The sequence below is a fragment of the Nocardia sp. NPDC003979 genome (assembly GCF_053605015.1).
In genome coordinates this window covers 237,136-264,100 of sequence record NZ_JBSGIJ010000006.1, presented here as the reverse complement: position 1 = coordinate 264,100, position 26,965 = coordinate 237,136, and the positions used below count along the sequence as shown (strand labels likewise).

The window sequence follows — 26,965 nt, the reverse complement described above, 5'->3', positions numbered from 1 at the left end:
CGGGTCAACTTCCGGTACGGTTGTTTTGTTACCGGAGTGGCAAGAGTGAAGAGTGGGCGATATGGATGTGTGGGGATCCCGCCGCTTTCGCGTCCGGGGCGCAATGGCGATCGCGGGGGTTGCGACCCTCGCGATAGCACTGTGCTCGTGCGGCGTGGGTGGGAAGACGAGTGAGTCCGAGACCGTGGTCCAGCGGTTCACCGACCTGCTCGACAAACAGGACTACACCAAAGCCGCCGACCTGACCTCCTACCCGGCCGCCGCTTCGGCAACCATCAAGCAAATGTTCGAGGGTCTGCAGTCGGGCACTGTCGACTACGAGAAGACCCAGGTCATCGACCTCGACGCGCAGTCGGCCATCTTCAGCATGGACGTGGCCTGGAACTTCGGCGAGAACAAGGACTGGAGCTACACGCTGCAGGGCACCGTCCGCAAGCTCGCCATCGGCTGGCGGATCACCTGGGACCCCGCCGTGGTGATGCCGCAGCTGGCGAACAACCGCACCGTGAAGCTCGTCCGAACCACGGCCAAGCCGCCGCCGCGCGTGATCGACCTGGCGGGCGAGCCGCTGATGACCGAACAGATCATCAATGTGATCAAGATCGACCCCGCCCGCACCGGCGACCTCGTCGCCTCCACCAACGCACTGGCCGAGGCCATCGAACCCGTCGCCCCGCTCATCACCGGGCCCTACCTGATGGAGCAGCTCGCTGCCTCGCAGGGCAAGCCGGTGGTCGCGGTGAATCTGCGCGAGGGCGATTTCGCCATTCTCGAGCCGAGGATGGCCAAGGTGCCCGGCGTGGTGATGGAAAAGCAGCCCAAGCTGATCTCCGCCGACCGCCGCACCTGGTCGCCGATGCTCGACTCGCTGCGCGAGGTGTGGAAGGCCAGCCTGGAGGCCACGGCCGGCTGGGGCGTGCAGATCTTCGAGGCCGACGGACGGTTCGTCAACCAGGTGGCCGGATACCAGGGCCCCGCCGGTCCCGACATCGCCGCGACCATGGACCAGCGCCTGCAGCGGGCCGCCGAGGACGCGGTGGTCAGCGTCGGCACACCTGCCTCGGTGGTGGCGATCCAGCCGTCGACCGGTGCGGTCGTCGCGGTGGCACAGAACAGTTACGCCACCGAGAAGGGGCCCATCGCGTTCACCGGACTGTTCCCGGCGGGTGGCACGATGGAACTGTTCCGCGCGGTCGCCGCCGCGACGAAGAACAAAGCGCCGCAGGATGTTTCGGTGCAGGAAGCCGCCGAGGCCGCCGCCGCGCTCGGCGTGGGTGTCGACTTCAAGGTGGCCGGGCTCGACGAGGTCACGGGACGGATCGCCGCACCCGGGCGCAGCACCGAACAGGTGCGTCAGGGCGCCGGATCCGATGCGGTGCTGGCCAGCCCGTTCGGCATGGCGCTCGCCGCCGCCGCCATCGCACGTGGCGAGGTGGCCGCGCCGATGATCGAGGCGGGCAAGCCGGGCAAGGTCGACAACCCGATCCCGGCCCTGCCCCAACCCGCCGTCGACCGGTTGCGCGCGATGATGCACGAGGGCATCGACAAGCCGGAAACCGCCGCGTTGCGTGGCTTCCGCGACGTCACCGCGTTCGCCGCGACCGGCGGATCCGACGGCTGGCTGCTCGCCACGATGGGCGACCTGGCGTTCGCGGTCCACATCGCCGACGTCGACAGCGGCGACGCCACCTCCCGCCTGGCGTCCGTCCTCCTGAAGTCCCTGGCCACCCCCGACGCTTGAGAAGCGCACAACTAGTCTGCTGAGTGTGAAGAGATTCGCGCCTGCTGCTGCCGACTTACTGCTGGTGATCGTTTTTTGTGCGATCGGGCGGCGTAGTCATGACGAGGATGTGCTTGCCGGGCTGGTGAAGACGGTGTGGCCGTTCGCGGTCGGGCTTCTCGTCGGGTGGGGGATCGCCTGGGCCATCGCACGGGGGAGGCGGTTCGATCCGGCGGCGCTGTGGCCGAGTGGGGTGGTGATCTGGGGGTCGACGCTCGTCGGTGGGATGGTGTTGCGGGCCGTGAGTGGGCAGGGGACCGCGGTGAGCTTCATGATCGTGGCGGCCTCGGTGCTCGCGCTGTTCCTGGTCGGGTGGCGGGCGGCTGTGCGTGCGCTGCGCTAGATCCGGCGCTGTTTGAACTCGGCCTCGTATTCCTCGTCGTCGGCCTGCTTGGTGCGGAACAGGAACGCGAAGACGATCCAGCCGACGAGCGCGACCAGGATGAAACTCACGAACCGGTACACGAACGCGGCGGCGACCGCGTGCGCGGCCGGCAGGCCCGCACCGGCGGTGAGACCGTAGATCAAGGTGGCGTCCACGTAGACGATGCCGCCGGGCGCGAACGGAATCGAACCAACCGCCTTGCCCGCGGCGAACGCGATCAGCAGACCCGACAGCTTGGGATCGGCGCCCACCGCGTAACACGCCGCGCCGAGACAGGCCACGTCGGCGAACCGGTGCACCAGCGCCCACACCCCGACCAGCGCGCCGTCACGTTTGCCCAGGTCTACCGATTCCAGTTGCGCCCGGATCTCGGCCAGCTTGGGGATGCCGTGGCCGGCGGGCTTCTTCCGTAATCGGTTCACCAGCGCCAGCACCTTGCGCAGCATCGCCTCGAGCGTGCCCGGATGCCTGGCCAGATAGGAGCCCGCCACCAGCACCGCACCCAGCAGCACCAGGGTGGCGATGAGTTTCACGCCGATGCCCTGGCCGACGAGGGCGGCACCGGCGATCCCGAGCAGCGCGAGCCCGGCGGCGGCGACCACGCCGGAGAACACCAGCTGCCACGACGCCACGATCGGGCTCGCACCCCAGCGCCGGGTCTGGCGATAGGTGAAGGCGGTGGAGAACACCTGGCCCGCGGGCAGGGTCAGCGACATGGCGGTGGCGCCGTACACCACCGACACCGACTTGCCCTGGCTCACGTCGACCCCGCCCGCGTGCAGCAGCTGCTTCTGCACCCGCCCGAACCCGCTCATGGACACGGCCTGGGCGAACACGCACAGCAGCACCCAGCCCCAGTGGATCTCGGTGAGCGTGCGCCACGACTCGTGCAACCGGGGCCACAGGTACACGCCCTCGCCGACCAGCAGCGCGAGCAGGATCGCGCCGAGTACCCATTTCACCCAGCGAAAACGGTTTTCTCGGCGCGCGACGGGATGCGCGGCGGGATCGCCTGCTAGGTCGCCGTCGGCCGTCACCATGTCAGCCTAGCGAACGCGACTGTTCTCCCTGGTCCACACCGGGCGTGGCCGCCACCGGTTTCGGCCAGGCCAGGCGGGTTTTTCTGCGTCTGCCACGCAGCTGGACCTCGTCGCCGGTCTCCCAATGGTCTTGCTCGCTTTCCGAGGCGAAGTACAGCGCGCTACCCGAAGCGAGAACGCGGCCGGGGTGCTCTTTGGCCAGTTCGGTGAGTCGCGACGCCTCGTTGACGGGGTCGCCGATCACGGTGTATTCGAAACGATTCGCCGCGCCGATATTGCCCGCGACCGCCAGCCCCGCCGACACACCGATGCCGACATCGAGAGTGGTCACTTCCCGCAGCGCTTCACGCAGCTCACGGGCGGCGGCCAGGGCGGCGGTCGGCGCGTCGGGGCGGTCGAGCGGTGCGCCGAAGATGGCGAGGGCGGCGTCGCCGACGAACTTGTTGACGAAGCCGTGGTGGCGGTCGATCACGTCGACGACCACCCGGAAGAACTCGTTGAGCAGGCTCACCACCTCGGTGGGCGGACGTTCGGCCGCGGCGGCGGTCGACCCGACCATATCGACGAAAAGCACCGCGACGAAGCGGGTCTCACCGCCGAGTTCGGTCCCGTAGTCCAGCGCGCGCTGCGCGACTTCCTCACCGACGTGCTGACCGAACAGTTCCTGCAGCTTGCGGCGTTTGGCTGCCTCTTCCATCATCCGGTTGAAACCGACCTGCAGCAGGCCGATCTCGCTGCCGTCGTACACCTCGACCTGCACGTCACGCGCGCCCGCCTGCACCCTGTTGATGGCTTGGGACAGCTGGCGAACAGGGTCGGAGATGGACGATCCGGTGAGCATCGACAGCGCGAGCGCCTGCAGGATCACCACGCCGCACAGCAGCAGGATGGAGATGGCAAGCGACTTCGCCGAGAACTTCACATCCGAGGAGATCTGGGTGACGCACAGCAGCACGATCGCGATGGTCGGCGCGAATGTGCCCATTCCCCAGGTCATCGCCATGCGCGTACCGACACCGGGGGTGAGGGTGTGGTCGAAGGTGCCCTCGGTGAGCGCCTCGGCCGCGACCGGGCGCAGAATGCGTTCGCCGAGCATGTAGGTGAAGCCGAACACGATGGTGGCGGCCATACATTCGGTGACGATCACCGCGCCCGCCAGCTCCGGCGATTCGGCGATGATGAGCGCGGCGAGGATGGCGCCGCCGATGACCCACAGGACCAGGTGCACGATCGACTGCCGCAACGGCACGTGCAGCGCCGCCATCTGTTCGCGCCTGCTCGGCGGACCACCGCGCATCTGCCAGCGCATCACCGGGCGCAACATGATGGCGGCGGCGATGATGCTGAGCACCGCGGCGGCACCGAACACGACGAGCGGGGCGAGCAGACCCGCTTCGCGCACGCCACCCTGATGACCCTCGGGAACCGGCAGACCGTACTGGATGAACGCCCAGACCAGCACCGCGCCGAAGGCATTGGCCAGCAGTACCGAGGTCAGATACAGCGGCCAGCGCGTTCGCATGGTCTGTTTGACCGCTTCCAGAGGCGCCGACACGACAACCAATCTAGCGTTGCGACCGATAGGCTCTCTCGGGTGACCGTCCAGAAGCCGGATTCCGGGCCCGCGTCCACGCCGTGGCGTTCCGACGCAGAGGCAGTACATCCGCTGGTCCGTAAAACCGCCGCGTGGTGCTGGCGGTTGCTGATCATCTTCGCGGCACTGATCGCGCTGGGGATGATCGTGCAGAAGTTCGCGACGGTCGTGATCCCGCTGGCCATCGCGCTGCTGGCGGCCGCGCTGCTCGCGCCGCTGGTCGACTGGATGCAGCGGGTGGGGATTCCGCGCGCGATCGGCGTGTCGGTGGCGCTGATCGGGTCGATCGGGTTGCTCGCCGGGATCATGACCTTCGTCGTCGAACAGTTCGTCGACGGTGTGCCCGCGTTGTCCAACGAGGTCACCAACAGCGTGCACAAGGTGCAGGACTGGCTCATCAACGGGCCGGCGCACCTGAGTGACCAGCAGATCCGCAGCGCGGGCGACACCATCGTGCGCACCATCCAGGACAACCGCGAAAGCCTCACCAGTGGCGCGCTCACCACCGCCACGACCATCGGTCACATCCTCACCGGTGCGTTCCTTATCCTGTTCATCCTGATCTTCTTCCTCTACGGCGGCGATCAGATCTGGAACTTCATCACCCGGGTGGTGCCCACCGCGCATCGCGAAAAGGTCCGCACCGCAGGCGAACTCGGTTTCGGCACCCTTGTCGGTTTCGTGCGGGCCACCGTGGTCGTGGCCGGTGTCGACGCGATCGGTATCGGGGCGGGGCTGGCGATTCTGCACGTTCCGCTGGCGCTGCCGTTGGCGTCGCTGGTGTTCATCAGCGCGTTCATCCCGATCATCGGCGCGGTCGTGGCCGGGTTCGTCGCGGTGTTCATCGCGCTGGTCACCAAGGGTTTCGTCACCGCGCTGATCGTGCTCGGCATCATCATCGCGGTGATGCAGCTGGAAGGGCATGTGCTGCAACCGTTGCTGCTCGGGCGCGCGGTGAGCATCCACCCGCTGGCGGTGGTGCTGGCGATCACCGCCGGCCTGGTCGTCGGCGGGATCGCGGGCGCGCTGCTGGCCGTGCCGCTGATCGCGGTGGGCAACACCGCGATTCGCTATCTGCTGGCGGACACTCCCGACGAGGCGTACGGCGAGCTCGCCGGCGCCGGGGACGGGGGCTGGTTCGACGCCGAACCCGACAAACCCGAGCCGGGCCGCTTCGACGTGACCGCGCGGTTGCGCAAGGCGACAGACGAGTCCGGCGATGCGGACCCACACAGCTGAGCTGAGCTCGGCCGACGCGGCGACCGCGCCCCTGTGGCGGGCCGCCCAGGCATTCCGGCTGGTCACGCTGCTGTACGCGATCGGCCAGCAGATCGCGTCGGTGACCTATTACCAGCATCCACAGCTGAGCTGGGTGCTGATCGCGCTGATGGCGATTTGGTCGGGTACCTCGGCTTTGCTGTTGTCGCAGTGGTATTTCCCGGAGGCGACCAGCCGGATTCGCGGGTGGGTCGTCGTCGGCGACCAGGTGGTGACGGTGCTGCTGATCGCCTCCACCCGGCTCGTCGCCGACTACGACTGGTATCACGGGCATCAGACCCTGCCGACCACGCTGTGGATCGCCAACTCGGTGATCTCGATGGCGATTCTGCGTGGACCTGTCGCTGGAGTCGTTGCCGGGCTTGTGATGTCGGCCGTTGTGGTGACCGTGCGTGACCAGTGGGGTCAGGACGTGTGGGGTGATGCGACCGCGCCCGTGCTGGTGTCGGTGGGGTTGGCGCTCGGATTGGCGGCCAATACGGCCCGGCGTGCGCAGGGTCAGCTCGAACGGGCGCTGCGGATCACCGCCGCCGCGCAGGAACGCGAGCGCTTGGCGCGTGAAGTGCACGACGGAGTGCTGCAGGTGCTCGCCTACATCAAACGGCGCGGCGGCGAGATAGGCGGGGCGGCAGGCGAACTCGCGCAGCGGGCGGGTGAGCAGGAGGTGGCGCTCCGGGTGTTGCTCTCCGAACAGGGTGACCGGGCCGATTCCGGTGCGGCCGAGGTCGACCTGCGGCCGTTGCTCACGGCGCGCGCCACGCCGAAGGTCTCGGTGGCCACGCCCGGCGACCCGGTGCTCGTCGGAAGAGTTGTCGCCCAGGAGATCTCGGCTGCCGTGGCGACGGCGCTGTCGAATGTCGAGTTGCATGCCGGCGCGGCGGCGAAAGCCTATGTGCTGCTGGAGGACACCGGTGACATGCTGGTGGTGAGCGTGCGCGACGACGGTGTCGGCATCGCACCGGGCAGGCTGGCCGAAGCGGCTGCCGAAGGGCGGATGGGTGTTTCGCGCTCGATCGTCGGGCGCATCTCGGCGCTCGGCGGCACCGCCGAACTGCTGAGCGAGGACTTCGGCACCGAATGGGAATTCCGGATCCCGCGCCACGCGGCGCACCGAGCGAGCTAGGAGCAGCGATGGGCGACATCAGCGTGATGGTGGTCGACGACCATCCGATGTGGCGCGAGGGCGTCTCGCGCGACCTCACCGAAGCCGGGTTCACCGTGGCCGCCACCGCCGACGGGGTCGGCACCGCCACCCGCCGCGCCGCCGCCGTGCAACCCGACGTGGTGCTGATGGACATGCAGCTCACCGACGGCAACGGGGCGACCGCCACCGCCGAAGTGCTGCGCGTATCGCCGCACAGCCGGGTGCTGGTGCTCTCCGCATCGGACGAACGCGACGATGTGCTCGAGGCGATCAAAGCCGGGGCCAGCGGGTATCTGGTGAAAAGCGCGTCGGCCGCCGAACTCATCGACGCGGTGCGCGCCACCGCCGCCGGTCAGCCGGTGTTCACGCCCGGCCTGGCCGGGGTGGTGCTCGGCGAATACCGGCGCATGGCCACCGCACCCACCGAACCCGATCAACCACACCGGCCGTCGCTGACCGAACGCGAGACCGAGGTGCTGCGGATGGTCGCCAAAGGGTTGTCCGCCAAGCAGATCGCCGCGCGGCTCAACCTCTCGCACCGCACCGTCGAGAACCATGTGCAGGCCACGCTGCGCAAACTTCAGCTCGCCAACCGGGTGGAACTCACCCGGTACGCCATCGAACAGGGCCTCGAGTAGGACACGGAATTGGGGGTTTGCCCTGATGCGCTGGTCGGTGTTCCTGGCTAGCCTCGAAACATGGGTGGTCCCGATTCCCTCTTCGCTCCCAGCGCCTTCGTCCCCGGCACGCCGACGGCGGGCCCGGTCGGCGACCGCGACCTGCGCGTCTCCGATTCCGAACGCGAACACGTCGGCCAGCTGCTCCAGCGCGCCGTCGGCCTCGGCATGCTGTCGCTGGGCGAGTTCACCGAACGGATGGACACCGCGCTCGCGGCCAAGACGCGCGGCGAACTGAACGCTGTCCTCGTCGACCTGCCCGGCATGCGGGTCGCGGGCGCGCCACAACCGGCCGCCATGCCCAAACCCCGCCACACCCCGGTACCGGGCGGCACCAATCCGGCCGTCATCCGCAGCAGGCTGTCCAGCGTGCAGCGGCGCGGGCCGTGGCAGGTGCCGCCGAGGCTGCACCTCAACGGCCTGATGTCCGGGGTGACCCTCGACTTCACCTCGGCCGTCATGCAGACCCAGGTCGTCGAAATCCAGGTCGACGACTACTGCACGAGCCTCACCCTGCTCGTCCCCGCCGCCGCGACCGTCGACCTCAACGGCCTCACCCTCGTCGGCTCCAGCGCCAACAACCGCGTCCGCACCGGCCCACCCATCGGCCCACTGCACCTGGTGGTCCACGGCCGCGTGCGCTTCGGCTCCGTCACCGCCAAGTACCCCCTGATGGTGCAATGGCGCCGTTTCCTCGGCCAATGATCAGGTAGGAAGAACCACCCACCCGGGTGGTTCTACTCATGCCCCGGCGACCGGGGTACGCGGACGATGGGGTCATGAACGCCATCGATCCTGCGCTGGTCGCGCGCCTGTCGGATGAATTGACGACCCTCGGGACGCGGTTGGGTCGTGTCGGTGCGGATCTGGGTGTTCTGCGCGAACAGTTGACCCGGCCCGGGCAGTCGGTTGGTACGCAAACCGGTGGGCGAGTGCCGACTGGACAGGAATCCGCCGGGTGGTTGCTCGCGCAGGCTCGTCTGGCTGCGGCTCATGGCGCGTCGAGGCGTGACGATGTTCGCCCGAGGTCTGGTTCCGGCGATGGTGCTGATCGGGATGCGGTGGGCCATCCGATCGGGCAAGGACAAGGAAGGTGGGAGAACGCGGCCGGAGGTCTGCCCACGCAAGGTCCCTCGGGCTCCGGCGCGTCCGTAGTGGGATCCAGCCCGCCTGATTCGGGGGCCGGTGCGCTCGGGTCTGCGTCGACTGGATCGGCGACATCCGGATCCGCAGGACAGGGTGCGGGGGCGCCCGGGCTCGCGGTGCAGGGCAACGTGACGTCCAGCTCGGCGGTGCATCAGCTTGGCGCGGCTGGGACCACAGTGCCCGGGTCTGCGGTGGGGAGTGCGAGAAGGGCTGGATCTCCAGGGCCAGGGCGGTCGGTGACGGATCCTTTACCGGCGGGGACGTATATGCCGGCGCCGTACGGTGCTCCGATCGGTGGGCCGGCCGGTTGGGGGCCGGTGGGAACGGGTGGGGTGGAGCCTCGGGTTGCGTGGTGGCAGCGGGAAGGGGTGATCGCGCAGGTGTTGGCGGTGGCCGGGGCGGGGGTCACCTTGATCGGGGTGTTGATGTTGTTGGTGTTGGCGGCTCAGGCGGGGTTCTTCGGGCCGGTGGCGAGAGTTGTTGCTGGTGGGGTGTTTTCGGTGGCATTGGTCGGGGTGGGCTGCCGGGTGATGGGGCGGGCCGGTGGGCGGGTCGGTGGTTTGGCGCTGGTTTCCACCGGGATCGCGGGGCTGTATCTGGATGTTGTTGCGGTGACCGGCTTTTACCGGTGGGTGCCGGGTGGGGTCGGGCTCGCGGTGGCGTTGATTGTTGCGCTGCTGGGGCTCGGGTTGGCGATGCGGTGGCAGTCGCAGCCGTTGGCGGTGGGGGTTGTGGTCGGGGCGGCGGTGTTGTCGCCCGCGGTGGCGAGCGAGTTGATGCTGCTCGCGTTTCTCGTGGTGTTGCAGGCGGCCGGGGTGCCGGTGCAGCTGCGGCGGGACTGGCCGGTGCTGCATGTTGCGCGCACCCTGCCGGTGGTACTGGCCGCGCTCGGGTTGATCGCCGTCAGCGGCTTCGAGGCGGGAATTGCCGGGGAGGAGGCAGCGCAGCGGCAAGGGCTGCTGATGGCCGCGATCGCGTGTGCGGTGGTCGGGATCGTCGGTGCTCTGCTGACGGTGCGGCGTCGCGCCGGGGACATCACCGCCGGTGTGACCATCGCCCTCACCGCACTGCCGGTGCTCGCCGCTGCGCCGCTGTTCGATCGAGCGGTTTCCGCGTCCGTCACCGGCGTGCTGGCCTGCGTGCTCCTCGCGGTGGCCGCGACCGCATTGCGACCGGAAATGGCCGCATGGCTGAATATTCCACGTCACACAGCTCTGGTGTCGGCGCTCACCGGTGCGGTTGCGCTGCTGCAGACCTGCATCACGGCGACCGGCGGCAATCCGCATTTCCTGCCGACCGCGCTGTTCACGGCCGCGTTCGCGTTCCTCGGTGTCGCCGCAGCCGACCGAAACCGGGTTTGCGCAGTTCTCGGTATTGCCTTCGCCCTGCTCGGCGGACTGGTGCTCTTCGCGATCGCCGACCCGGAAACCCTTGCGGCACAAAGCCTCGCGATCCGGCATCTCGACGGTGCGACGGTGCTCGCCGCACTGCTCGGCCTCGGCACAGCCGCGATGGTCGCCTGGGCCGTGCGGCGACTGCCCGGCGGAAACGACGCGCTCGTCACCGGAACGTGGGTCGCCGTCAGCCTCGCCAGCCTGTACTTTGTCCTGGTAGCGACGGTTTCGACGGGTGTAACCCTCAGTGGCACACAGGGTTTCCTCATCGGCCACAGCATCGCGACCATCATCTGGATGGCAGCCGCGACCACTGCCCTCTTCGTCGGCCTGCGCAACCTCCGCACCGCCCCGGCCGTCGCCAAAGTGTGCCTGGCCTCCGGCCTCCTGGTGGTCGCGGCGGCCCTCGCCAAACTCTTCCTCTTCGACCTGGCCACCCTCTCCGGCCTCATCCGCGTCGCAGCCTTCCTCGCAGTCGGCACCCTCCTACTCCTCACCGGCACCCGCTACGCCCAAGCCTTCGCCATCCCCGACCACACCGATTCGAAGCCCTGACCCCGTCGAACCCACCCATACCGCGCTCCCATCACCCCGCGCCCTCCTGGTCGGGCGATCACCACGCTCTGGTGGCACGAGCCCTCGGCCGATGCCGCCACTAGAGCGTGGGGATCAGTTGTCCGGATCTCGCGGAGCTATCGGGCCACTCGGCCCCGGCGGATAGCCGCTGGTTCGTCGTCTATGGGCGAGCGTGGTTCTCACGAGCCAGTCGGCGTCGGACCATGAGGATGTGCTGAGGAAACGACTCCGGCCACGGCGATCCCGGAGGGGCCGTGGCCGGAGTTCTGGTCGGGGGGGGGCTTACGGAGTTTCGTCGTTGCGGCGGCGGAGGAGTTCGTTGACGCTCACCGTGCGGCTGTCGTCGCCGTGGTGGCGGCCCTCGTCGACCGGAGTGCTGCCGCGGCGGGAGGACCGCAGTTGCGCCATCCAGTTCTCGATCTCCGTGCGGGTGTCCGCCTGGGGGTCGTCCTCGGGAGTTGCCGTCGAGCCGTTTTCCGAGGAGGCGGCGCCGTTCGTATCCGGGACGGGCGGTGAAGACGGCTCTGCCGCATCGGAATTCGGGATCGGCGTGAATCCGGGCGGCGCTTGCCATCCGCCTGCCGTCCGCGGGCTTTCGCCGGTCGCGTGACCACCGGTGGCACCCTGATCGCCCGCCTCGTCGGCTGCGGTGAAGGGGGCGGTTTCGGATTCGTCGTCCGCGGGGTACACCGGGTCGGCCGGACGCGATTGCGGCGACGTGGTGTCCGGGGCAGTCACCGGAGTGAATCCGGGCGGTGCGACCTGAGGACGCAGAACGTTCGGCGTGCGGCTCGTATCCGATTGTGCGGCAGTTTGTTCCCGGACGGGAGGGTCCTGCGGCGTACGGCTCTCGGTCGATTGCGCGTTGTCGGGGGAGCCGATTTGCGCGGACCGTCGCGCATTGTCGATCGACGCCCACATCGACGACGCACCGGCCGACATCGGCGGTTCCGCTCCCTCGGCGGTCGGCGCATCACCCGGGACACCGTCGGTCCACGGGAGTTGCTGTGGGTCGACGGGGACCGGAGTGCCGAAGACGTTCTGGGCAGCCGGGGTCTGCGGTTGCGCGTCGCGCTCCTCGGGCGCGGGGCGGCGCATCGGGAGGTCCGGGAATTCCGGGAGGTCGGACGCCGGCTCGGCGGCCTGCTGCGCGTCCGCGCGGTGAGCACCGGGAGTCGCGGTCAGGTCGGGTCGGGGCGGAACGAAACCCTGCGGACGTGAGTCCGGTTCGCGCGCAGCATCTTCCGTAGCGGGTCGGTTGATCCGGTCGACGCCAGGTGCCTGCGGATCCGGTGCATCCTCCCAGGCGCGACCCGCCTCGTCCTCGCCGGTTCGCGGGAGCGGAGTGAACCCGTTGAAGGTTCCACCCGCCGGGAAGTCGGAAGGACGCGACACCGGACGCGGTGTCGGTGGGTGCACGATGCTGGGCGGTGGTGTCACCGGAGACGGCGTGTTCACGATGCCCGATGGCGGTGTCACCGGAGGCGGAGTGTTCACGATGCTCGGCGACGGCGCCACCGGGCGCGGCGTATCGGTGCTCGGCCGAGCGGGCGTGACGATGCTCGGTCGGGATTCCGGTGTGTCTCCGGGGAGTTCACCACCGACAGGCGTGCCGGGGGTCGAGATGCGAGGCGTCGTCGGGTTGTATCCCGCAGGCGGCTTGACCCGCTCCGAACCGCGCGGCGCGGGCTCGTTGCCCCGGGAATCGGGCAGGTCGAGACCGCCGATCACACCATCGGCGGGGCCTGCCGCATCGGCCGGTCCGGAACCGCCGATCACACCGTCGACACCGAATTCCGCACGGCCCGAATGATTCTCCGCGGCTGAATCGACGGGTGTCGAGCTCGGGTAGCTCTGCTCATCTCCGGCAGCCGAGCCCGGGACGGAGGTTCCAGTGCCGAATACCTGGTTATCGGAACGGTTTCCAACCGACGGAGCCCCAGGCGCGACCGCCCCATGATTCGGCCGGATCGCAGTCGGCTCGCCGGACGCGCCTGTATCCCCACGTCCCGATCGGAACGCGGTCGGCTCCCCGGGAGTGCCTGTTTCCCCACGTTCCGATCGGAATGCGGTCGGCTCCCCCGAGGTAGCCGTATCCCCACGGTTCGATCCGACTTCGGACGACCCCGTAGGCATGCCCGAATCCGCACGGCCAGCGCGATTTTCGTTGCCCGGCTCAGGGGCGGGGGAATCCGGCTGCACAGCAGGCAGCATCTGCGTCGGCTCGTCATCGGCACCGACAGGCTTCGCCGAACCGGGCTGCACAACCGGCAGCACTCGCGTCGGCTCACCCGACAGCATCGACGCGCGCGGCCGCGTGGGATCCGGCGACATCGGCTTGCGCGGCCGGGCCGGTTCGGCGGACTCGGTGATCTTGTCGATGCGCTGAGTCGGCGCCTCGGCCTCGATCTCGGCCACCGTGCGCGGACGACGCGGTGTCTTGGCCAGTTTGGCGTCGGGGACGGAGACCATCTGCATGGTCGGCGGGTCGGTGATCGGGGTGGTCTTCACCAGGTCGACGACGGTGCCCTTCTGCGGACGCTCGTCATCGAGGATGGGTTCGCCCAGGCCGATCTTCTCCTGGATCCGCTTCATCCACTTCGGCGCCCACCAGCAGTCGTCGCCGAGCAGTTTCATGATCGCCGGGACGAGCAGCATGCGCAGAACGGTGGCGTCGAGGAACAGCGCGGCGATCATTCCGTAGGCGATGTACTGCATCATCACCATGTCGGAGAAGGCGAACGCGCCGGTCACCACGAGGAGAATCAGCGCGGCGGCGGTGATGATCCGACCGGTTTGCGCGGTTCCGATCCGCACGGCCTCCGTGGTGGACGCCCCCTGCGCACGCGCCTCCACCATGCGCGACAGCAGGAAGACCTCGTAGTCCGTCGACAGGCCGTAGATGATCGCGATGATCAGCATCAAGACCGGCGCGCTGATCGGCTGAGGCGTGAAGTTCAGCAGGCCCGCACCGTGACCGTCGACAAAGATCCAGGTCAGGATGCCGAGCGTTGATCCGAGACCGAGCGCGCTCATCAAGGCGGCCTTCAACGGCAGCACCAGTGAGCCGAACGTCAGGAACATCAGTACGGTCGTGGCGACCAGCACGAGCAAGATCATCCACGGCATCAGGTCCAGCAGTGTGTCGATGCTGTCGGCCATCAGCGCGGGCTGACCCGTGACATACATCGTGACGCCGTCCGGCACCTCGATCGCGCGGATGTAGTCGATCGTCTGCTCGGCGCTGCCCGTGGGATCGACGAGAGTGGCAGAGGTGCGGAAAACCGTTGCGTCAGTGGGTGATTTGACCGGGACCTCGAACGGGCCGACCAGTCCGGGCGCTTGGTTGGCTTCCTTCCACACCTTGCCGATCGCGGTGGTGTTGTCCGAGACGAAGACCAGCTGAATCGGGTCGGTCTTCTTCTGCGGGAAGACCTCGTAGAAGTGCTCGAGCGCGAGACGGGTCGAGTTGTCCGGCGGAAGGTACTTCTCGTTGATGCCGCCGAATGCCAGGTCCTTGACCGGGATGATCAGCAGCAGCAGGCCGATGGTGATCGGAATAGCGATCTTGAGCGGGTGCCGCATGACCCAGCGGGTCGTGTTGCCCCAGAAACCGTTCTCGATCTGGTCGGCGGTCTTGGTCTTGCGGAATCGCTTGAGCCCGAGCATGTCCACGCGAGGACCGAGAATGCCGAGCATCGCGGGCAGGATCGTGATCGCGGTGAGCGCGGCCAGCGAGACGGCGGCGATCGTGCCGTACGCGACCGACCGCAGGAAGCCCTGCGGGAAGATCAGGATGCCGCCGAGGCTGGCGATGATCATGGTCGCGGAGAAGACAACGGTTCGACCGGCGGTCATCACCGATCTTCGAACGGCGGCAGCCGTGTCGTACCCTTCGGCCAGCTCTTCTCGGAATCGGCTGACTATGAAGAGTCCGTAGTCGATCGCCAGACCGAGGCCGATCATCGATACGACGCCACCGACGAAGATGTTGACCTCGGTGAAGTTGGTCAGCCCCATGACGAGGCCGTTCGCGCCGATGATCGTCAGACCACCGATGATCAGGGGCAGGGCGGCGGCGACGATGCCGCCGAAGACGAAGAACAGCAGCACCGCCACAGCCGGAAAGGCCAGCAGCTCCATGCGTTTGGAGTCGTGGTCGAGAGTGTCGGTCAGGGTGACGCCGAGTGGCTGCAAACCCGAGACTTCGACATCGACGCCGGGGATGTCGAAGGCGCCCTGCACAGCGCGATAGTTGGCCATGACGGTGGTGTCGTTGTCACCGATGATGGCTATCGAGGCGAATGCGTGCTTCTTGTCCTTGGACCCGAATGCCGACGGCACCGCGGGCGCATCGCCCACCTTCCAATAGGTGCCGTTGATCTTGTCGATGTGGTCGGGGTGATCGGCGACAGCCTTGCTGAGGCTGTCGACGGCCTTCTGCTGGAACTCCGGGTCGTCGATCGTTTTGCCCTCGGGGGCGTTGTACATGACGATGACATCAGCCATGTGGTCACGGCCGAAGGACTGGTCGGCGATCTCCGCGCCTTGCACCGACTCCGAGCCTGGGTCGAACCAGCCGCTCTGCGTCAGGCGCGGGCCGAGGCCCATGCCGTAGGCGCCCAGCGCCAACAACGCGGCCCCGACCACCGCGATGACGGCGAATCGGAACCGATAGACCAGATCGCCCCAGCGGGTGAACACTTAAGCGACTCCTTGACCAGGGCGAGATGTGAGTAGCGCAGAAAGCGGCCGGAAGGGCTGCAACCATGCGCCCTCGTCGGGCAGCGAATCGAGGCTCACCCGCGGCAGCGGTTCCCGGAATACGCCCGGGATGTCCTCGAGGTCGACGAACTCGAGAGTATCGGAAGTGACAGCCCAACTCGCGTGCTCACGGAATCCGAGTACCTGAGCTGGGGTTCCCTTGGCGGCGATGGCTTCCAGTGGTTCCCGGAAAGCTTGACCGTCGGCGGAGGCGACCATGATTCCGGCCAGTCCGCCGTGCCGGGCCCGCATGGCGATGTGGGCGAGCATGTCGGCGTCGACGTCGGAGTCCTCGTCGATCTTCGGCTTGGCGAAGACCGCGAAACCCACATTGCGTAATGCCTCGACCCAGGGGCGGACCACGTCGGCGGTGCCGGGGGCGATATTGGTGAAGACGGTCGCTTCGGCTTCGATCCGGGTTTTGGAACCCACCGACAGTTCGGCGGTCCTGGCGAGCAGCCAGCGGCCGAGCGCGTCGAAGCGGGGACGATAAGCGGCCGTGGGACGTCCACCGAGGATGGCGCCGAGTCCCATGTCGAGGTTCGGCGCGTCCCAGACGAGCAGGACGCGCCGGACGTCGGGCCCGGAACCGCTCAACGCCTCGGCGCCGGCACCTGACTGGTCGAGTTCCGGCATCTCGGGGGCGATCTCACTCACGCTCATCTCTCGATCTTCCCCCATATGAACTCGTTGATGACGCTTCCGGCACGCAGGCCTTTGCCCTCGAACTTGGTGACCGGCCGGTCGAAGCCGATCGGCGCGGTGTCGCGGTTGGCCGCGCTGTCGCCACCTGTGGTGTCGTTCAGGCCGGTGAGCAGCGGTTCCTGTGAGCCTACTTCGAGAATGTGTTCGGCGTAGTCGGCGTGGTCGGTCGCCACGTGCAGCACACCGCCGGGCTTCAGCCTGCTCGCGATCAGCGCGAAGGTCGGCGCCTGCAGCAGCCGGCGCTTGTGGTGGCGGGCCTTGGGCCACGGGTCGGGGAAGAACACGCGCACACCGGTCAGCGACTCCGGGGCAACCATGTTCTCCAGCACGTCGACGGCGTCACCGCGCAGTAACCGGATATTGCCGATCTCCTCGCGCTCCACCTGCTGTACCAGCTGGGCGAGGCCCGGTTTGTAGACCTCGATGCCGATGAGGTTCAGGTGCGGCTCGTCCTTGGCCATGGCGGCCGTGGCGGTGCCGGTTCCGCAACCGATCTCGATGACCAGCGGGGCGCTGCGCCCGAACCAGGCGTCGGCGTCGATGGGCTCGTTGGACACGTCCCGGCCGATCACCGGCCAGGTGCGTTCCCAGGAGGCCTGCTGGTTGGGCGTCAATGCCCCTCGGCGCGAGCGGAAGCTCGTCACGCGGGGGTAGAGCCGGGAGCCGGTGGTCGAGCGGCGGCCCGCTTCGTTCGGCATCTCCGAGAGCTTCAGGTGCTCCGGGGCAGTGGACGGCGGCCCGGGAACCGACTCGACAGGGTGGTTGGCGGCGTCGTTCACGTCGTCCATTGTCCAGCATGCGCCGAGTTACGTCGCAGCCGCCTCACGCCGGATCTGACAGAATGCCCTCCGAAAAGGGGGTGCGCGCAAATGCCGACAGGGACCATGACCGCACAGACACGGCCATCCGACCAGCTCGATCAGCTGATCTCGGACCTCGGCGCAGGTGGGGGAACCGACCCGGTGATCGCCGAGCGGCTCGTGGAGGCAGTACACCGCAGACGCAGGCCGTTGCGGATCCAGGTTGCGGGGCGTGCGCTCAGCGGGCGGACCACCGTCCTCGCGGCGCTGGCACTGCTGTCCGCGCAGGAGACCGATCCGGTCGATCAGCCCGAGCTGCCCGATCCCGTGCTCGACGGTGATCTGGTGGTGTACGTGCTGGCCGGCGCGCCGCAGGCGGCCGATCTGCGGGTACTGGAAACGCTGCCCAGGGACCGCAGCATCGTGGTGCTGAACAAGGCCGACGCGATGGGTTCGCGCTGGGGTGATGCCGTAGCCGCCGCCGAACGGTTCGCCCGTGAGCTGCGCTTGCCGGTGGTTCCGGTGGTCGCCTCGCTGGCGGCGCGCACCAGGGCGGGCAGTGTCGACGCAGCCGATCTGAGCGATCTGCGCAGGCTCGCGGTCGGCCCGGACGTGCCGTCGGTGCTGGCCGCTGACCTGTTCATCGGTGCCGGTTCCGATCAGGACGCCCGCAGGCGCCTAATCGAGAACTGGGACCTCTACGGCGTGGACTGCGCGCTCACCGCGCTGCGGGCCGACCCGGATCTCACCTCCGCCGCGCTGATCCAGATCCTGCACTCCGCGGGCGGCATCGACCCGCTGCACCGGCTGGTCCACCGCCGCTACGAGCAGGTCGAAGCCGTGCGCGGGGGCGAGTTGCTCGACGAGCTGGTCCGGCTGGCGGCACGTGCCGTCCCCGGTGACGGCGGCCGCGCCCGCGCGCTGATCGAGCAGTACCTGGCCGGTGACGAGGCCTTGTGGATCGGTCTGTGCGCCGGTCTGGCCTGCCCGCAGGTCGCCCACTTGGCCGCCGGATATCCCTCGCCCGCGCCCGGCGACGCCGACGAGGCGCTCTCGCGCGCCACCCGCTGGCGGGCCGTGGTGTCGAGCGACATGCCGCCCGCCGCCCGCCGCGCCGCGCTGCGCGTGCACAACGGGTACATCAGAGCCTGGGAGCGGATGAGCAGTGCCGGACTCTGACGAGGCCGCACTGCCCGCCGACGTCGACGCCGTCATCGAACGATGGAATCCGCAGGGTAAGGCGCTGCTGCGGGCGATGGCCGGTTCCGGTGCCGCCGCGAGCGTGCTGTTCTACGCCCCCGACGACGCCAACACCACCCTGCTGCGTACCGAACTGGCCCGCTTCGAACCGCGCATCGACCTGATCGACCCGGCCACCCCGACCACCGAACCCGCCCCGGCCCTGATCCTGTTCGACGCGGGCAGCGTGATCGGTGCCGACCTGCTCGCCCTCATCGACCGCCTGCGCGGCGCGGGCGCACCGATCCTGCTCGCCATGAACGGCTTCCACGCCTACCAGGACTGGCGTGCGATGCGCGAACGCAGCCTCGCCCTGCTCGCCGCCCGCGGCAGCGACGACCTCGACATTCTCGCCGTCTCGGCCCGGTTGGCCGCGGCCGCCCGCGCCGCCGACGACTCCGCCCTGCTCGACCGCTCCGGTCTCGGCGCCCTGCACGCCGCCCTCGCCGCGGCCACCGCGCAGACCCCGGTCGACGGCGCCCGACGCCGTGCCGCCGTGCTCGCCCGCGTGCTCGCCGACACCAGGGCCCGCATCGCCGAGCAGATCACGGCACTGCGCGCGGGCACCGAGACCGCGCGTATCCGGGAGGAGCGGGTCGCTCTGCTCGCCGAGCGCGACGGCGGCAGGCAGACCGGTCTCGCGGCGGTGCGCAGCCAGGTGCAGCTGGCCCGCGTCGACCTGTCGACCGAGGTGGGGGCCATGGTCCGGGCCCTGCACATGCGCTCACGCGCCGAACTCGACCGCTGCGACCGCACCGAACTGCGCGCCTACCCCGAGCGCTTGCAGCAGGCCGCCGGTGAGTTGTCGGCCGCGGTCGACGCCGTCATCGACGAGCGCGTGCTCGAGACCGCGCGGCGTGTCGGCACCGCCGCACCCGCCCAGCGCCGCTACGACGCGGCGCCGCGAGTGGGTCCGGAACCCACGCCGAGGCACCGTGGTGTCGAAGATCACCTGGTGATCGCGCTCGGCGCGTCGGCCGGTGTCGGTCTAGGCCGGTTGATCGTCGCGCCGCTGTCGCTGGTGCCGACGCTCGATGTGGCGAGCGTGCCGGTGGCGTTGCTGCTCGGCGCCGGTGCGGCGGCATGGGTGGTGCGTGCGCGCGGGCAACTGGCCGAACGCAGTCACATGTCACAGTGGGTGTCGGAGGCGCTGGTGAATGTGAAAGCCCAGCTCGAGCAGCGTGTCGCGGCCGTGCTGGTGGACGTGGAGGCGGAGCTGGCCGAACACGTCGTGCGCGAATCCACGGCCCGCGCGGTGGCTGTGGACCGGCGCATCGCCGAGCTCGACACGCTCGTCCGGCGCCTCGCCGCCGAGCGGCCCGCACAACTTTCCGCCTGCGAACGCGATATCGAGACACTCGACAAGGTGTGACGAGAACGATTGGTCCACCCGCCGATGGGTACTAGGTTGGGCGAACCCGATTCCTTATCGATCGTCATATCGCGTTAACCTTTAAGCAGGAACCTGGGCGTCCTGCTCCGTGCCAGTCGATGCGCGGCTCCGTCCGTGTGCGGCCCTGTACGCCGTCCATTGGGGTTGTGCGGTGGCTGGTTCGCTGCCGGACGTCTTCCCGCCACGGTGGCGCCCCCGCCCATCTCAGGAGAGTTTTCATGACCTCAGCGACCATTCCTGGTCTTCGTGGATCCGACGGCACCGCGCCGACCGAGCACAGTGAACTGCTCGCCTGGGTACAGGAAGTCGCAGAGCTCACTCAGCCTGACCGCGTTGTCTGGGCCGACGGCTCCGACGCGGAATGGGATCGCCTGACCACGCAGCTGGTCGAAGCGGGCACCTTCAAGAAGCTCGACGAGAAGAAGAAACCGAACTCCTTCCTCGCCCTGTCCGACCCCTCCGATGTGGCCCGCGTGGAATCGCGCACCTACATCTGCTCCAAGACCGAGGCCGACGCGGGCCCGACCAACAACTGGGTCGACCCCACCGAGATGCGCGCCACCATGACCGAGCTGTACCGCGGCTCGATGAAGGGCCGCACCATGTACGTGGTGCCGTTCTGCATGGGCCCGCTCGGCGCCGAGGACCCCAAGCTGGGCGTGGAGATCACCGACTCCGAGTACGTGGTCGTCTCGATGCGCGTGATGACCCGCATGGGTCAGGCGGCGCTGGACAAGCTCGGCACCGACCGTCCGTTCGTGAAGGCGCTGCATTCCGTCGGCGCTCCGCTGGCCGAGGGCCAGGCCGACGTGCCGTGGCCGTGCAGCGACACCAAGTACATCACCCACTTCCCCGAGGACCGCGAGATCTGGTCCTACGGCTCGGGCTACGGCGGCAACGCGCTGCTCGGCAAGAAGTGCTACTCGCTGCGCATCGCTTCGGCGATGGCCCACGACGAGGGCTGGCTGGCCGAGCACATGCTGATCCTCAAGCTGATCTCCCCCGAGAACAAGGCGTACTACATCGCCGCCGCGTTCCCCAGCGCCTGCGGTAAGACCAACCTGGCGATGATCCAGCCGACCATCCCCGGCTGGCGCGCCGAGACCCTCGGCGACGACATCGCCTGGATGCGTTTCGGCAAGGACGGCCGCCTCTACGCCGTGAACCCGGAGTTCGGTTTCTTCGGCGTGGCGCCGGGCACCAACCACAGCTCCAACCCCAACGCGATGGCCACCATCGACGCGGGCAACACCGTCTACACCAACGTCGCCCAGACCGACGACAACGATGTGTGGTGGGAGGGCCTGGAAGGCGACCCGCAGCACCTCATCGACTGGAAGGGCAACGACTGGACTCCCGAGTCCGGCACGCACGCCGCGCACCCGAACTCGCGCTACTGCACCCCGATGTCGCAGTGCCCGATCCTGGCCCCCGAGTGGGACGACCCGCAGGGCGTGCCGATCTCGGCCATCCTGTTCGGCGGTCGCCGCAAGACCACCGTCCCGCTGGTGACCGAGTCGTTCGGCTGGGAGCACGGCGTGTTCATGGGCGCGACCATGGGCTCGGAGCAGACCGCCGCCGCCGAGGGCCAGGTGGGCACCGTCCGCCGCGACCCGATGGCGATGCTGCCGTTCCTCGGCTACCACGTGGGCGACTACCTCGACCACTGGATCGAGCTGGGCAAGAACGCCGACTCGACCAAGCTGCCGAAGATCTTCTACGTCAACTGGTTCCGTCGTGGCGCCGACGGCCGCTTCCTGTGGCCCGGATTCGGTGAGAACTCCCGCGTGCTGGAGTGGATCGTCGGCCGCATCGAGGGTTCGACCGGCGCGTCGTCCACCCCCGTCGGACACGTCCCCACGGCCGCCGATCTCGACCTGGACGGCCTCGATGTCGACCCGGCCGACGTCGACGAGGCCCTCGCGGTGAACGCCGACGAGTGGCGCCAGGAGATCCCGTCGATCGAGGAGTGGTTCGAGTTCATCGGCGATCGCCTGCCCTCGGGTGTCCGCGACGAGTTCGAGGCTCTCAAGCAGCGCCTCGGCTGATCCCCCGAACAACAAACCGCCCGTGCCGATTCCGGTGCGGGCGGTTTCGTGCTATTCGGGGAAGGGTGCGAACTTGACGAGCTGGGTGAATCCGGTCGACGTCAGCCAGGCCACCCGCCCTTCGGGGACCGCGGCGGCCTCGGCGGCGAACACCGCGGCGAGGTGCTTCTTCAGCTGGTGACGAGGGTGCCGGGCGAGCAGTTCGTCGACCCATCGGGGATCGAGGTCGGCCAGCCGGTCGCCGAGCACATCCACCGACGCGCCCGCGGATACGAAACCACCCGGATCGCCGAGGTCCGCCGCGACGCCGGGGGTGAGATGGGCGGCGATGGCCGCACCGATGATCGCGGCCCGTTCGGCGGAGGCGCCGTGCCGCCGGGCGAGGCCGACTGCGCTCTCCCCGCCGACTACCGCGAAACACCTTCCAGGCGTCGGTGTTTCGAGGGCTATGTCGTGCAACAGGCAGGAGACGTAGGCGATTTCGTCGTCGTACTCGGCGCCGTCGAGGTCGGCGAGAGCGCGACCGAAGAAGTAGGTGCGGAAGGAATGCGCCAGCAGTGCGTCCGAAAGTTTCTCGCGCGCATGTAGTTCCGCTTCTTTGGCCAGCCGGGTGTCCGGGAGGCGCACGTCCTCGACGCGTCCGGTGCCGCGCCTGCCGAGTGCCAAGCGCAGCCGTCCCGGCGCGAATCTCGGTACGGTGCGCCCGAGTGCCGCCAACAGCCGACGGCGCTGCGCCGAGGTGAGGTTCCCGCCGGTGCGCTGTGCCCAGGTCCAGTCGAGGCCTGCCGGATTCGTCATCAGATCTCCCTTGTCGTGCCTGCGTCAAGCAAAGCCGGACCGGGGCGGGAAGAACGAGTGGCAGGCATGCCAGCAGTGCCCGGATTCGTGCCAAACTCGAGGAGTGATCTCGGTGGCCGCACTCGCCTTGGACGGCGTGATGACCTATGACCTCGCGTGCGTGGTCCAGATCTTCCGCCACGGACCGGGCCGGACCGGCGAGCCCGCCGGCTTCGACATGCGGACCTGCGCTGTACGTCCCGGCCCGGTGTGGACGCCGAACGGCTTCGAGCTGCGGGTGGAGCACGGCCTCGAGCTGCTCGCCGACGCCGATCTGATCGTGGTCCCCGGCATCGGCCTCCCGACTCTGCCCACCCCGCCCCCGGCGCTCGACGCGCTGCGTGCGGCCGCCGCCCGGGGCGCAACCATCGCCAGTATCTGCGTCGGCGCCTTCGTCCTCGCCGAGGCCGGGCTGCTCGACGGCCGCCCGGCCACCACCCACTGGGGCTACTGCGACGAATTCGCCCAGCTCTACCCGGCCGTGAAACTCGATCCCACCGCCCTCTACGTCGACGACGGCGACATCCTGACCTCGGCGGGCCTGTCCGCCGGATTGGACCTGTGCCTGCACATCGTCCGCCGCGAACTCGGTGCCGCGGCCGCCGCCGACCTCGCCCGCTGGAATGTGGTGCCGCCGCACCGCGAAGGTGGTCAGGCGCAGTACATTCCGCGGCCGATCGCTCGCGTCGCGGCGCACGGTGGCCTGGCGGCAACGCTCGCTTGGGCAGCGGCCGATCCCGTGGACGCCGTGGATGTCTCAGCGCTCGCCGCGCACGCGTTGATGAGCGAGCGGACTTTCATCCGCCGCTTCAAGGCCGAGGTCGGCACCACGCCGCGCGCCTGGCTCGACGCGCAACGGCTCGGACGGGCAAGGGAACTGCTCGAGCGAACGACGTTCACCGTGGAGACGGTTGCCCAGCGATCGGGCTTCGGCAGTGTGACGGCCCTGCGCGAACATTTGCGTGCGGCCACCGGGCTTACCCCGTCCGCATATCGACGCTCATTGCGTCATTGACCCACTTTCCCGACGCGGAGTTTCCTTTCGGGCACAAAATAAGACGATTCCCCCGTGCGAATTTCGGGTATCTATTTCGATGACAGAGAGTCGCTGGAGCAAGGGAATCGCCGTCACCTATATTCCCAGTCAGGTTTCTGTGAACGTCGCACCATCCCCCGAGCAAACTCCGTTGAGATCGACGCTGAGAGGTGGTTGACGCATGACCGATCTGGTGACCCGCCCGGAGGACGACACCTGCTCGAGCACGCCACTGCACCGGGTGGCAGGCCGCCTGCAGCGCGTCCTGCCACCCGGATGGCGCGTCGACGTGGTCGACCTGCCCGCCAACGGTGAGGTAGGTGCTCAGCCGGTGCTGCGGGTAGTGATGCCGGAGGACTAGCCGGTCCAGCCCATCGGCATCAGCACCGACTTCTGCTCGCAGAAGGCGTCCAGGCCCTCGGGTCCGTTCTCGCGGCCGATGCCGGAACTCTTGTACCCACCGAACGGCGCGGTGGGGTCGAAGGCGTACCAGTTGATCGCGTAGGTGCCCGTGCGCACCCGTGCGGCGATCTTCGCGCCGCGTTCGATGTCGGTGGTCCAGACCGAGCCCGCCAGGCCGTACACGGAGTCGTTGGCGATGGCGACGGCCTCGTCCTCGGTGTCGTAGGGGATCACCGACAGCACCGGCCCGAAGATCTCCTCCTGGGCGATGGTGCTGGAATTGTCCACGTCGGCGAAGATCGTCGGCTCGACGAACCAGCCGCGCTCCACCCCGTCGGGCCTGCCGCCGCCGAGGACCAGCCGCGCCCCCTCGGCCTTGCCCTTGGCGATATAGCCCTCCACGCGCTCGCGCTGACGCTCGCTGATGAGCGGGCCGAACTGCACCGACGGGTCGGTGGGGTCACCGGTCTTCAGCGTGCTCACGTGGGCGACGAGCGCGTCGAGGATCTCTTCGTAGCGGCTGCGCGGTGCGAGGATGCGGGTCTGCGCGACACAGCCCTGCCCGCTGTTCATCAGACCGGAGAACGCGAGAACGGGAATGCTCGCTGCCAGGTCGACGTCGTCGAGAATGATCGCGGCCGACTTACCGCCCAATTCGAGGGAGACGGTCTTGAGTTGTTCGCCGGCGATAGCGGCGAGTTTCCGGCCGACGGCGGTACTTCCGGTGAAGGTCACCTTGTCGACGCCGGGATGACCGGCCAGGTATTCGCTTGCCTCGGCCTCGGCGGGCAGTACGGAGATCACCCCGTCCGGCACACCTGCCTCGGTGAAGATATCGGCGAGGATATTCGCGCTGAGCGGGGTGAGTGGCGACGGTTTGAGCACGATCGTGCATCCGGCGAGCAATGCGGGCGCGAGTTTGTTCACCGCGAGGAACATCGGAACATTCCATGCGGTAATAGCGGCGACGACACCGCGCGGTTCCCGTGACACACGGGTAGTTCCGAACGGGCCGACCCGAGTCTCGTTCCAGGGGAAGGTCTTAGCGAGCGAGACTAACGCGTCGAGCGCCGCGACGGCGGGAATTTGGTTGAATGTCAAGGCGCCTACCGTTGTTGCGCCCATCTCGGCCGTGAGTGCGGCGAGCAATTCCGGGGAACGCTGCTCGATGAGGCGCGCCGCCTTGCCGAGCACCTCGGCTCGTTCCAGTGGATCCTTCTTCGGCCACGGTCCGCTGTCGAAGGCGTCGCGCGCCGCGGCGACCGCGGCGTCGACATCGTCCTTCGTTACCGCGGGCACGCTGCCCACGGTCTCCTCGGTGGCCGGTGAGACCACGGGAATGCGGTCACTACCGGCCGGGGTGGTCCACTTGCCGCCGATGAACAGACTGTCGTAGTGCATGAGAACACGTTACAGTTTCGCGGCCGGATTGTCTGCAACACGTTCTACTTTGCCTGGTCGTGGGCACTCTGAAGTGCACGAATTCCAACCCGTCGGTTCGCTTTTCGGGAAAACGCACTATTGCGTTCTCGTGGTGAAAAGGGGATGCTTTAGCTACTGATCAGCTCGCTCGATTCATCGGACCTTTACAGCGAATTGGGGAGACCGACTCATGGCTGTGCAAGTGATCGGCCGATCGTTGATGACCAGCGACCAGACCGACCATCAAGCGAAGAGTGTGGGCAGTGGAGGATGGGTTGTGTCATTCCTTCCGGGCCGCACACTGACGATCGAGCAGGCAACTGCCGCCATTCAGGCCGCTGAAGCGGTCGCGATGGTAGGAGCGCTCGCCGATCAGGTCGGCCTGACCACGTTGGAGACCGTCGGCCTCGCGATTCAGGAATCTCCCTGGGCCAGTGCGTTACCCGAGCCGGTGCGCCGGACGCGGCGATTGAGCTGGCTGGCCTGAATCACCGTTTCGTCGCCACCACAACGAGATTGCTCACGAGTAGCTCGCGAATCACCGGAATCCGAACCAGCCACCACGCCCAGCGCGGGTGATAACGAGGAAAAACGGTTCGCACGTCCGCCGGTGTCGTTGCCGCCCAGCGCAAACCGTCGGCGGCGGTGACAGCGAACAGTGACCTGCCGAATCTGTTCTTGGGTTCACGACCGTGCTTACGGAAGTACCTTCGCGCCGCGTACTCGCCGCCGAGGTAATGCCACAGCCCGGTCTCGTGCCCACCGAACGGCCCGTGCCACACCGTGTACGAGTAGACGATGAGCCCGCCTGGCTTGGTCACGCGGACCATCTCGTCGGCCATCGCCCACGGCTCGGGGACGTGTTCGGCGACGTTGGAGGAGAAGCACACGTCGAAGGCGTTGTCGCGGAACGGGAGCGCCATGCCCGAGCCGCGCACCGAACCGGCCACCCGTAGGCCCGCGGCGTGCATCTCCGACGGGTCGGGTTCCACCGAGATATAGCGCGCACCGCGTGCGGTGAACTCGTCGGCGAAGTAGCCGGGCCCGCCACCCACGTCGAGCACCACGGTTCCGGCGAGATCGCGGCCGGTGATGTCGGCGTAGAAGTCGTCGATCAGCTCGGCGCTGTCGGTGGCGATGCCGCCGTAGAACCTGGCCGGGTCGGACTGCTCGAACCGGAAGCTCGTCAGCAGGCGCACGGAGCGGCGCAGCGTGGCGCGACGGGCGAAGCGGGGGGCTCGGCCCGGCTGGTCGGTTCTCGGCGGGGATGCGGTCGGCACGGCAGGAGTTTAGGGGCTCGGCGGC

Annotated in this window: 20 protein-coding genes and 1 pseudogene; 13 read left to right on the top strand and 8 right to left on the bottom strand. The window is 68.3% G+C overall.

What is annotated here, in order from left to right; all coding sequences use genetic code 11:
- Positions 1 to 154 precede the first annotated feature (154 nt).
- The gene (locus ACWEVR_RS16140; RefSeq protein WP_452467551.1) at positions 155 to 1,741 is read left to right on the top strand and encodes an NTF2-like N-terminal transpeptidase domain-containing protein; all 1,587 of its coding nucleotides are present in this window, start codon (positions 155 to 157) and stop codon (positions 1,739 to 1,741) included.
- A 25-nt stretch (positions 1,742 to 1,766) separates the two neighbouring features.
- Positions 1,767 to 2,123 carry a DUF3054 domain-containing protein gene (locus tag ACWEVR_RS16135; RefSeq protein ID WP_452467550.1) on the top strand — a complete coding sequence of 119 codons (357 nt, stop codon included), beginning with the start codon at positions 1,767 to 1,769 and terminating at the stop codon, positions 2,121 to 2,123.
- On the opposite strand, the gene ACWEVR_RS16130 is transcribed toward ACWEVR_RS16135, so the two are convergent.
- Both ACWEVR_RS16130 and ACWEVR_RS16125 read right to left on the bottom strand, forming a co-directional pair.
- The gene (locus tag ACWEVR_RS16130) at positions 2,120 to 3,202 is read right to left on the bottom strand and encodes a lysylphosphatidylglycerol synthase transmembrane domain-containing protein (RefSeq protein WP_452467549.1); all 1,083 of its coding nucleotides are present in this window, start codon (positions 3,200 to 3,202) and stop codon (positions 2,120 to 2,122) included. The two genes, ACWEVR_RS16135 and ACWEVR_RS16130, sit on opposite strands and share 4 nt — an antisense overlap.
- Before the next feature lie 4 nt (positions 3,203 to 3,206).
- Positions 3,207 to 4,727 carry an adenylate/guanylate cyclase domain-containing protein gene (locus ACWEVR_RS16125; protein WP_452467632.1) on the bottom strand — a complete coding sequence of 507 codons (1,521 nt, stop codon included), beginning with the start codon at positions 4,725 to 4,727 and terminating at the stop codon, positions 3,207 to 3,209.
- A gap of 72 nt (positions 4,728 to 4,799) precedes the next feature.
- Here ACWEVR_RS16125 and ACWEVR_RS16120 point away from each other — a divergent pair, with 72 nt between their 5' ends.
- The 5 genes from ACWEVR_RS16120 (at position 4,800) to ACWEVR_RS16100 (ending at position 10,993) form a co-directional block, all read left to right on the top strand.
- Complete coding sequence (locus ACWEVR_RS16120) at positions 4,800 to 6,038, top strand: AI-2E family transporter (protein WP_452467548.1); 1,239 nt, start codon at positions 4,800 to 4,802, stop codon at positions 6,036 to 6,038.
- Positions 6,019 to 7,200, top strand: coding sequence for a MacS family sensor histidine kinase (macS, locus tag ACWEVR_RS16115; protein WP_452467547.1), 1,182 nt, complete (start codon positions 6,019 to 6,021; stop codon positions 7,198 to 7,200). The genes ACWEVR_RS16120 and macS overlap by 20 nt, the downstream gene beginning before the upstream one ends.
- An 8-nt stretch (positions 7,201 to 7,208) precedes the next feature.
- Positions 7,209 to 7,859 (top strand): response regulator, encoded by a 651-nt coding sequence (locus tag ACWEVR_RS16110; protein WP_067497761.1) that lies wholly within the window; start codon positions 7,209 to 7,211, stop codon positions 7,857 to 7,859.
- Between the two features lie 60 nt (positions 7,860 to 7,919).
- Positions 7,920 to 8,603, top strand: a complete 684-nt coding sequence (locus ACWEVR_RS16105; RefSeq protein ID WP_452467546.1) for a DUF1707 SHOCT-like domain-containing protein — start codon at positions 7,920 to 7,922, stop codon at positions 8,601 to 8,603.
- Positions 8,604 to 9,376: 773 nt separating this feature from the next.
- Positions 9,377 to 10,993, top strand: coding sequence for a DUF2339 domain-containing protein (locus tag ACWEVR_RS16100; RefSeq protein ID WP_452467545.1), 1,617 nt, complete (start codon positions 9,377 to 9,379; stop codon positions 10,991 to 10,993).
- 2,178 nt (positions 10,994 to 13,171) lie between these two features.
- Here the strand turns inward: ACWEVR_RS16100 and ACWEVR_RS16095 are convergent.
- The 3 genes and pseudogenes from ACWEVR_RS16095 to trmB all read right to left on the bottom strand — a co-directional run.
- Positions 13,172 to 15,718: pseudogene (locus tag ACWEVR_RS16095) on the bottom strand (MMPL family transporter); the annotation flags it as partial.
- Entirely contained in the window at positions 15,719 to 16,441 is a 723-nt protein-coding gene (locus ACWEVR_RS16090; protein ID WP_067497765.1) for an NYN domain-containing protein, read from the bottom strand.
- Positions 16,438 to 17,181 (bottom strand): tRNA (guanosine(46)-N7)-methyltransferase TrmB, encoded by a 744-nt coding sequence (gene trmB / locus ACWEVR_RS16085; RefSeq protein ID WP_452467631.1) that lies wholly within the window; start codon positions 17,179 to 17,181, stop codon positions 16,438 to 16,440. Before trmB ends, ACWEVR_RS16090 begins: the two co-directional genes overlap by 4 nt.
- A gap of 186 nt (positions 17,182 to 17,367) precedes the next feature.
- Between trmB and ACWEVR_RS16080 the strand changes: the two genes are divergently transcribed.
- From ACWEVR_RS16080 to ACWEVR_RS16070, 3 genes are all read left to right on the top strand, one after another.
- Positions 17,368 to 18,462, top strand: coding sequence for a hypothetical protein (locus ACWEVR_RS16080; RefSeq protein ID WP_245655517.1), 1,095 nt, complete (start codon positions 17,368 to 17,370; stop codon positions 18,460 to 18,462).
- The gene (locus ACWEVR_RS16075) at positions 18,449 to 19,894 is read left to right on the top strand and encodes a hypothetical protein (protein WP_452467544.1); all 1,446 of its coding nucleotides are present in this window, start codon (positions 18,449 to 18,451) and stop codon (positions 19,892 to 19,894) included. Before ACWEVR_RS16080 ends, ACWEVR_RS16075 begins: the two co-directional genes overlap by 14 nt.
- A 239-nt stretch (positions 19,895 to 20,133) precedes the next feature.
- Positions 20,134 to 21,963 (top strand): phosphoenolpyruvate carboxykinase (GTP), encoded by a 1,830-nt coding sequence (locus tag ACWEVR_RS16070; RefSeq protein ID WP_452467543.1) that lies wholly within the window; start codon positions 20,134 to 20,136, stop codon positions 21,961 to 21,963.
- A 51-nt stretch (positions 21,964 to 22,014) separates the two neighbouring features.
- On the opposite strand, the gene ACWEVR_RS16065 is transcribed toward ACWEVR_RS16070, so the two are convergent.
- Positions 22,015 to 22,761, bottom strand: coding sequence for an HD domain-containing protein (locus tag ACWEVR_RS16065; RefSeq protein ID WP_452467542.1), 747 nt, complete (start codon positions 22,759 to 22,761; stop codon positions 22,015 to 22,017).
- Between the two features lie 103 nt (positions 22,762 to 22,864).
- On the opposite strand from ACWEVR_RS16065, the gene ACWEVR_RS16060 reads away from it, so the two are divergent.
- Together ACWEVR_RS16060 and ACWEVR_RS16055 are read left to right on the top strand one after the other, a co-directional pair.
- Positions 22,865 to 23,815, top strand: a complete 951-nt coding sequence (locus tag ACWEVR_RS16060) for a GlxA family transcriptional regulator (RefSeq protein WP_452467541.1) — start codon at positions 22,865 to 22,867, stop codon at positions 23,813 to 23,815.
- A gap of 202 nt (positions 23,816 to 24,017) precedes the next feature.
- On the top strand, positions 24,018 to 24,197 hold the full coding sequence (locus tag ACWEVR_RS16055; RefSeq protein ID WP_067497189.1) for a hypothetical protein: 180 nt from the start codon (positions 24,018 to 24,020) through the stop codon (positions 24,195 to 24,197).
- Here the strand turns inward: ACWEVR_RS16055 and ACWEVR_RS16050 are convergent.
- Complete coding sequence (locus ACWEVR_RS16050) at positions 24,194 to 25,639, bottom strand: aldehyde dehydrogenase (protein ID WP_067643551.1); 1,446 nt, start codon at positions 25,637 to 25,639, stop codon at positions 24,194 to 24,196. The two genes, ACWEVR_RS16055 and ACWEVR_RS16050, sit on opposite strands and share 4 nt — an antisense overlap.
- Positions 25,640 to 25,850: 211 nt before the next feature.
- On the opposite strand from ACWEVR_RS16050, the gene ACWEVR_RS16045 reads away from it, so the two are divergent.
- Entirely contained in the window at positions 25,851 to 26,147 is a 297-nt protein-coding gene (locus tag ACWEVR_RS16045; RefSeq protein ID WP_067497182.1) for a hypothetical protein, read from the top strand.
- Between the two features lies 1 nt (position 26,148).
- Here the strand turns inward: ACWEVR_RS16045 and ACWEVR_RS16040 are convergent, their stop codons facing one another.
- Positions 26,149 to 26,940: a class I SAM-dependent methyltransferase gene (locus ACWEVR_RS16040; protein ID WP_067643553.1), complete on the bottom strand. Its 792-nt coding sequence runs from the start codon at positions 26,938 to 26,940 to the stop codon at positions 26,149 to 26,151.
- Positions 26,941 to 26,965: the final 25 nt, after the last annotated feature.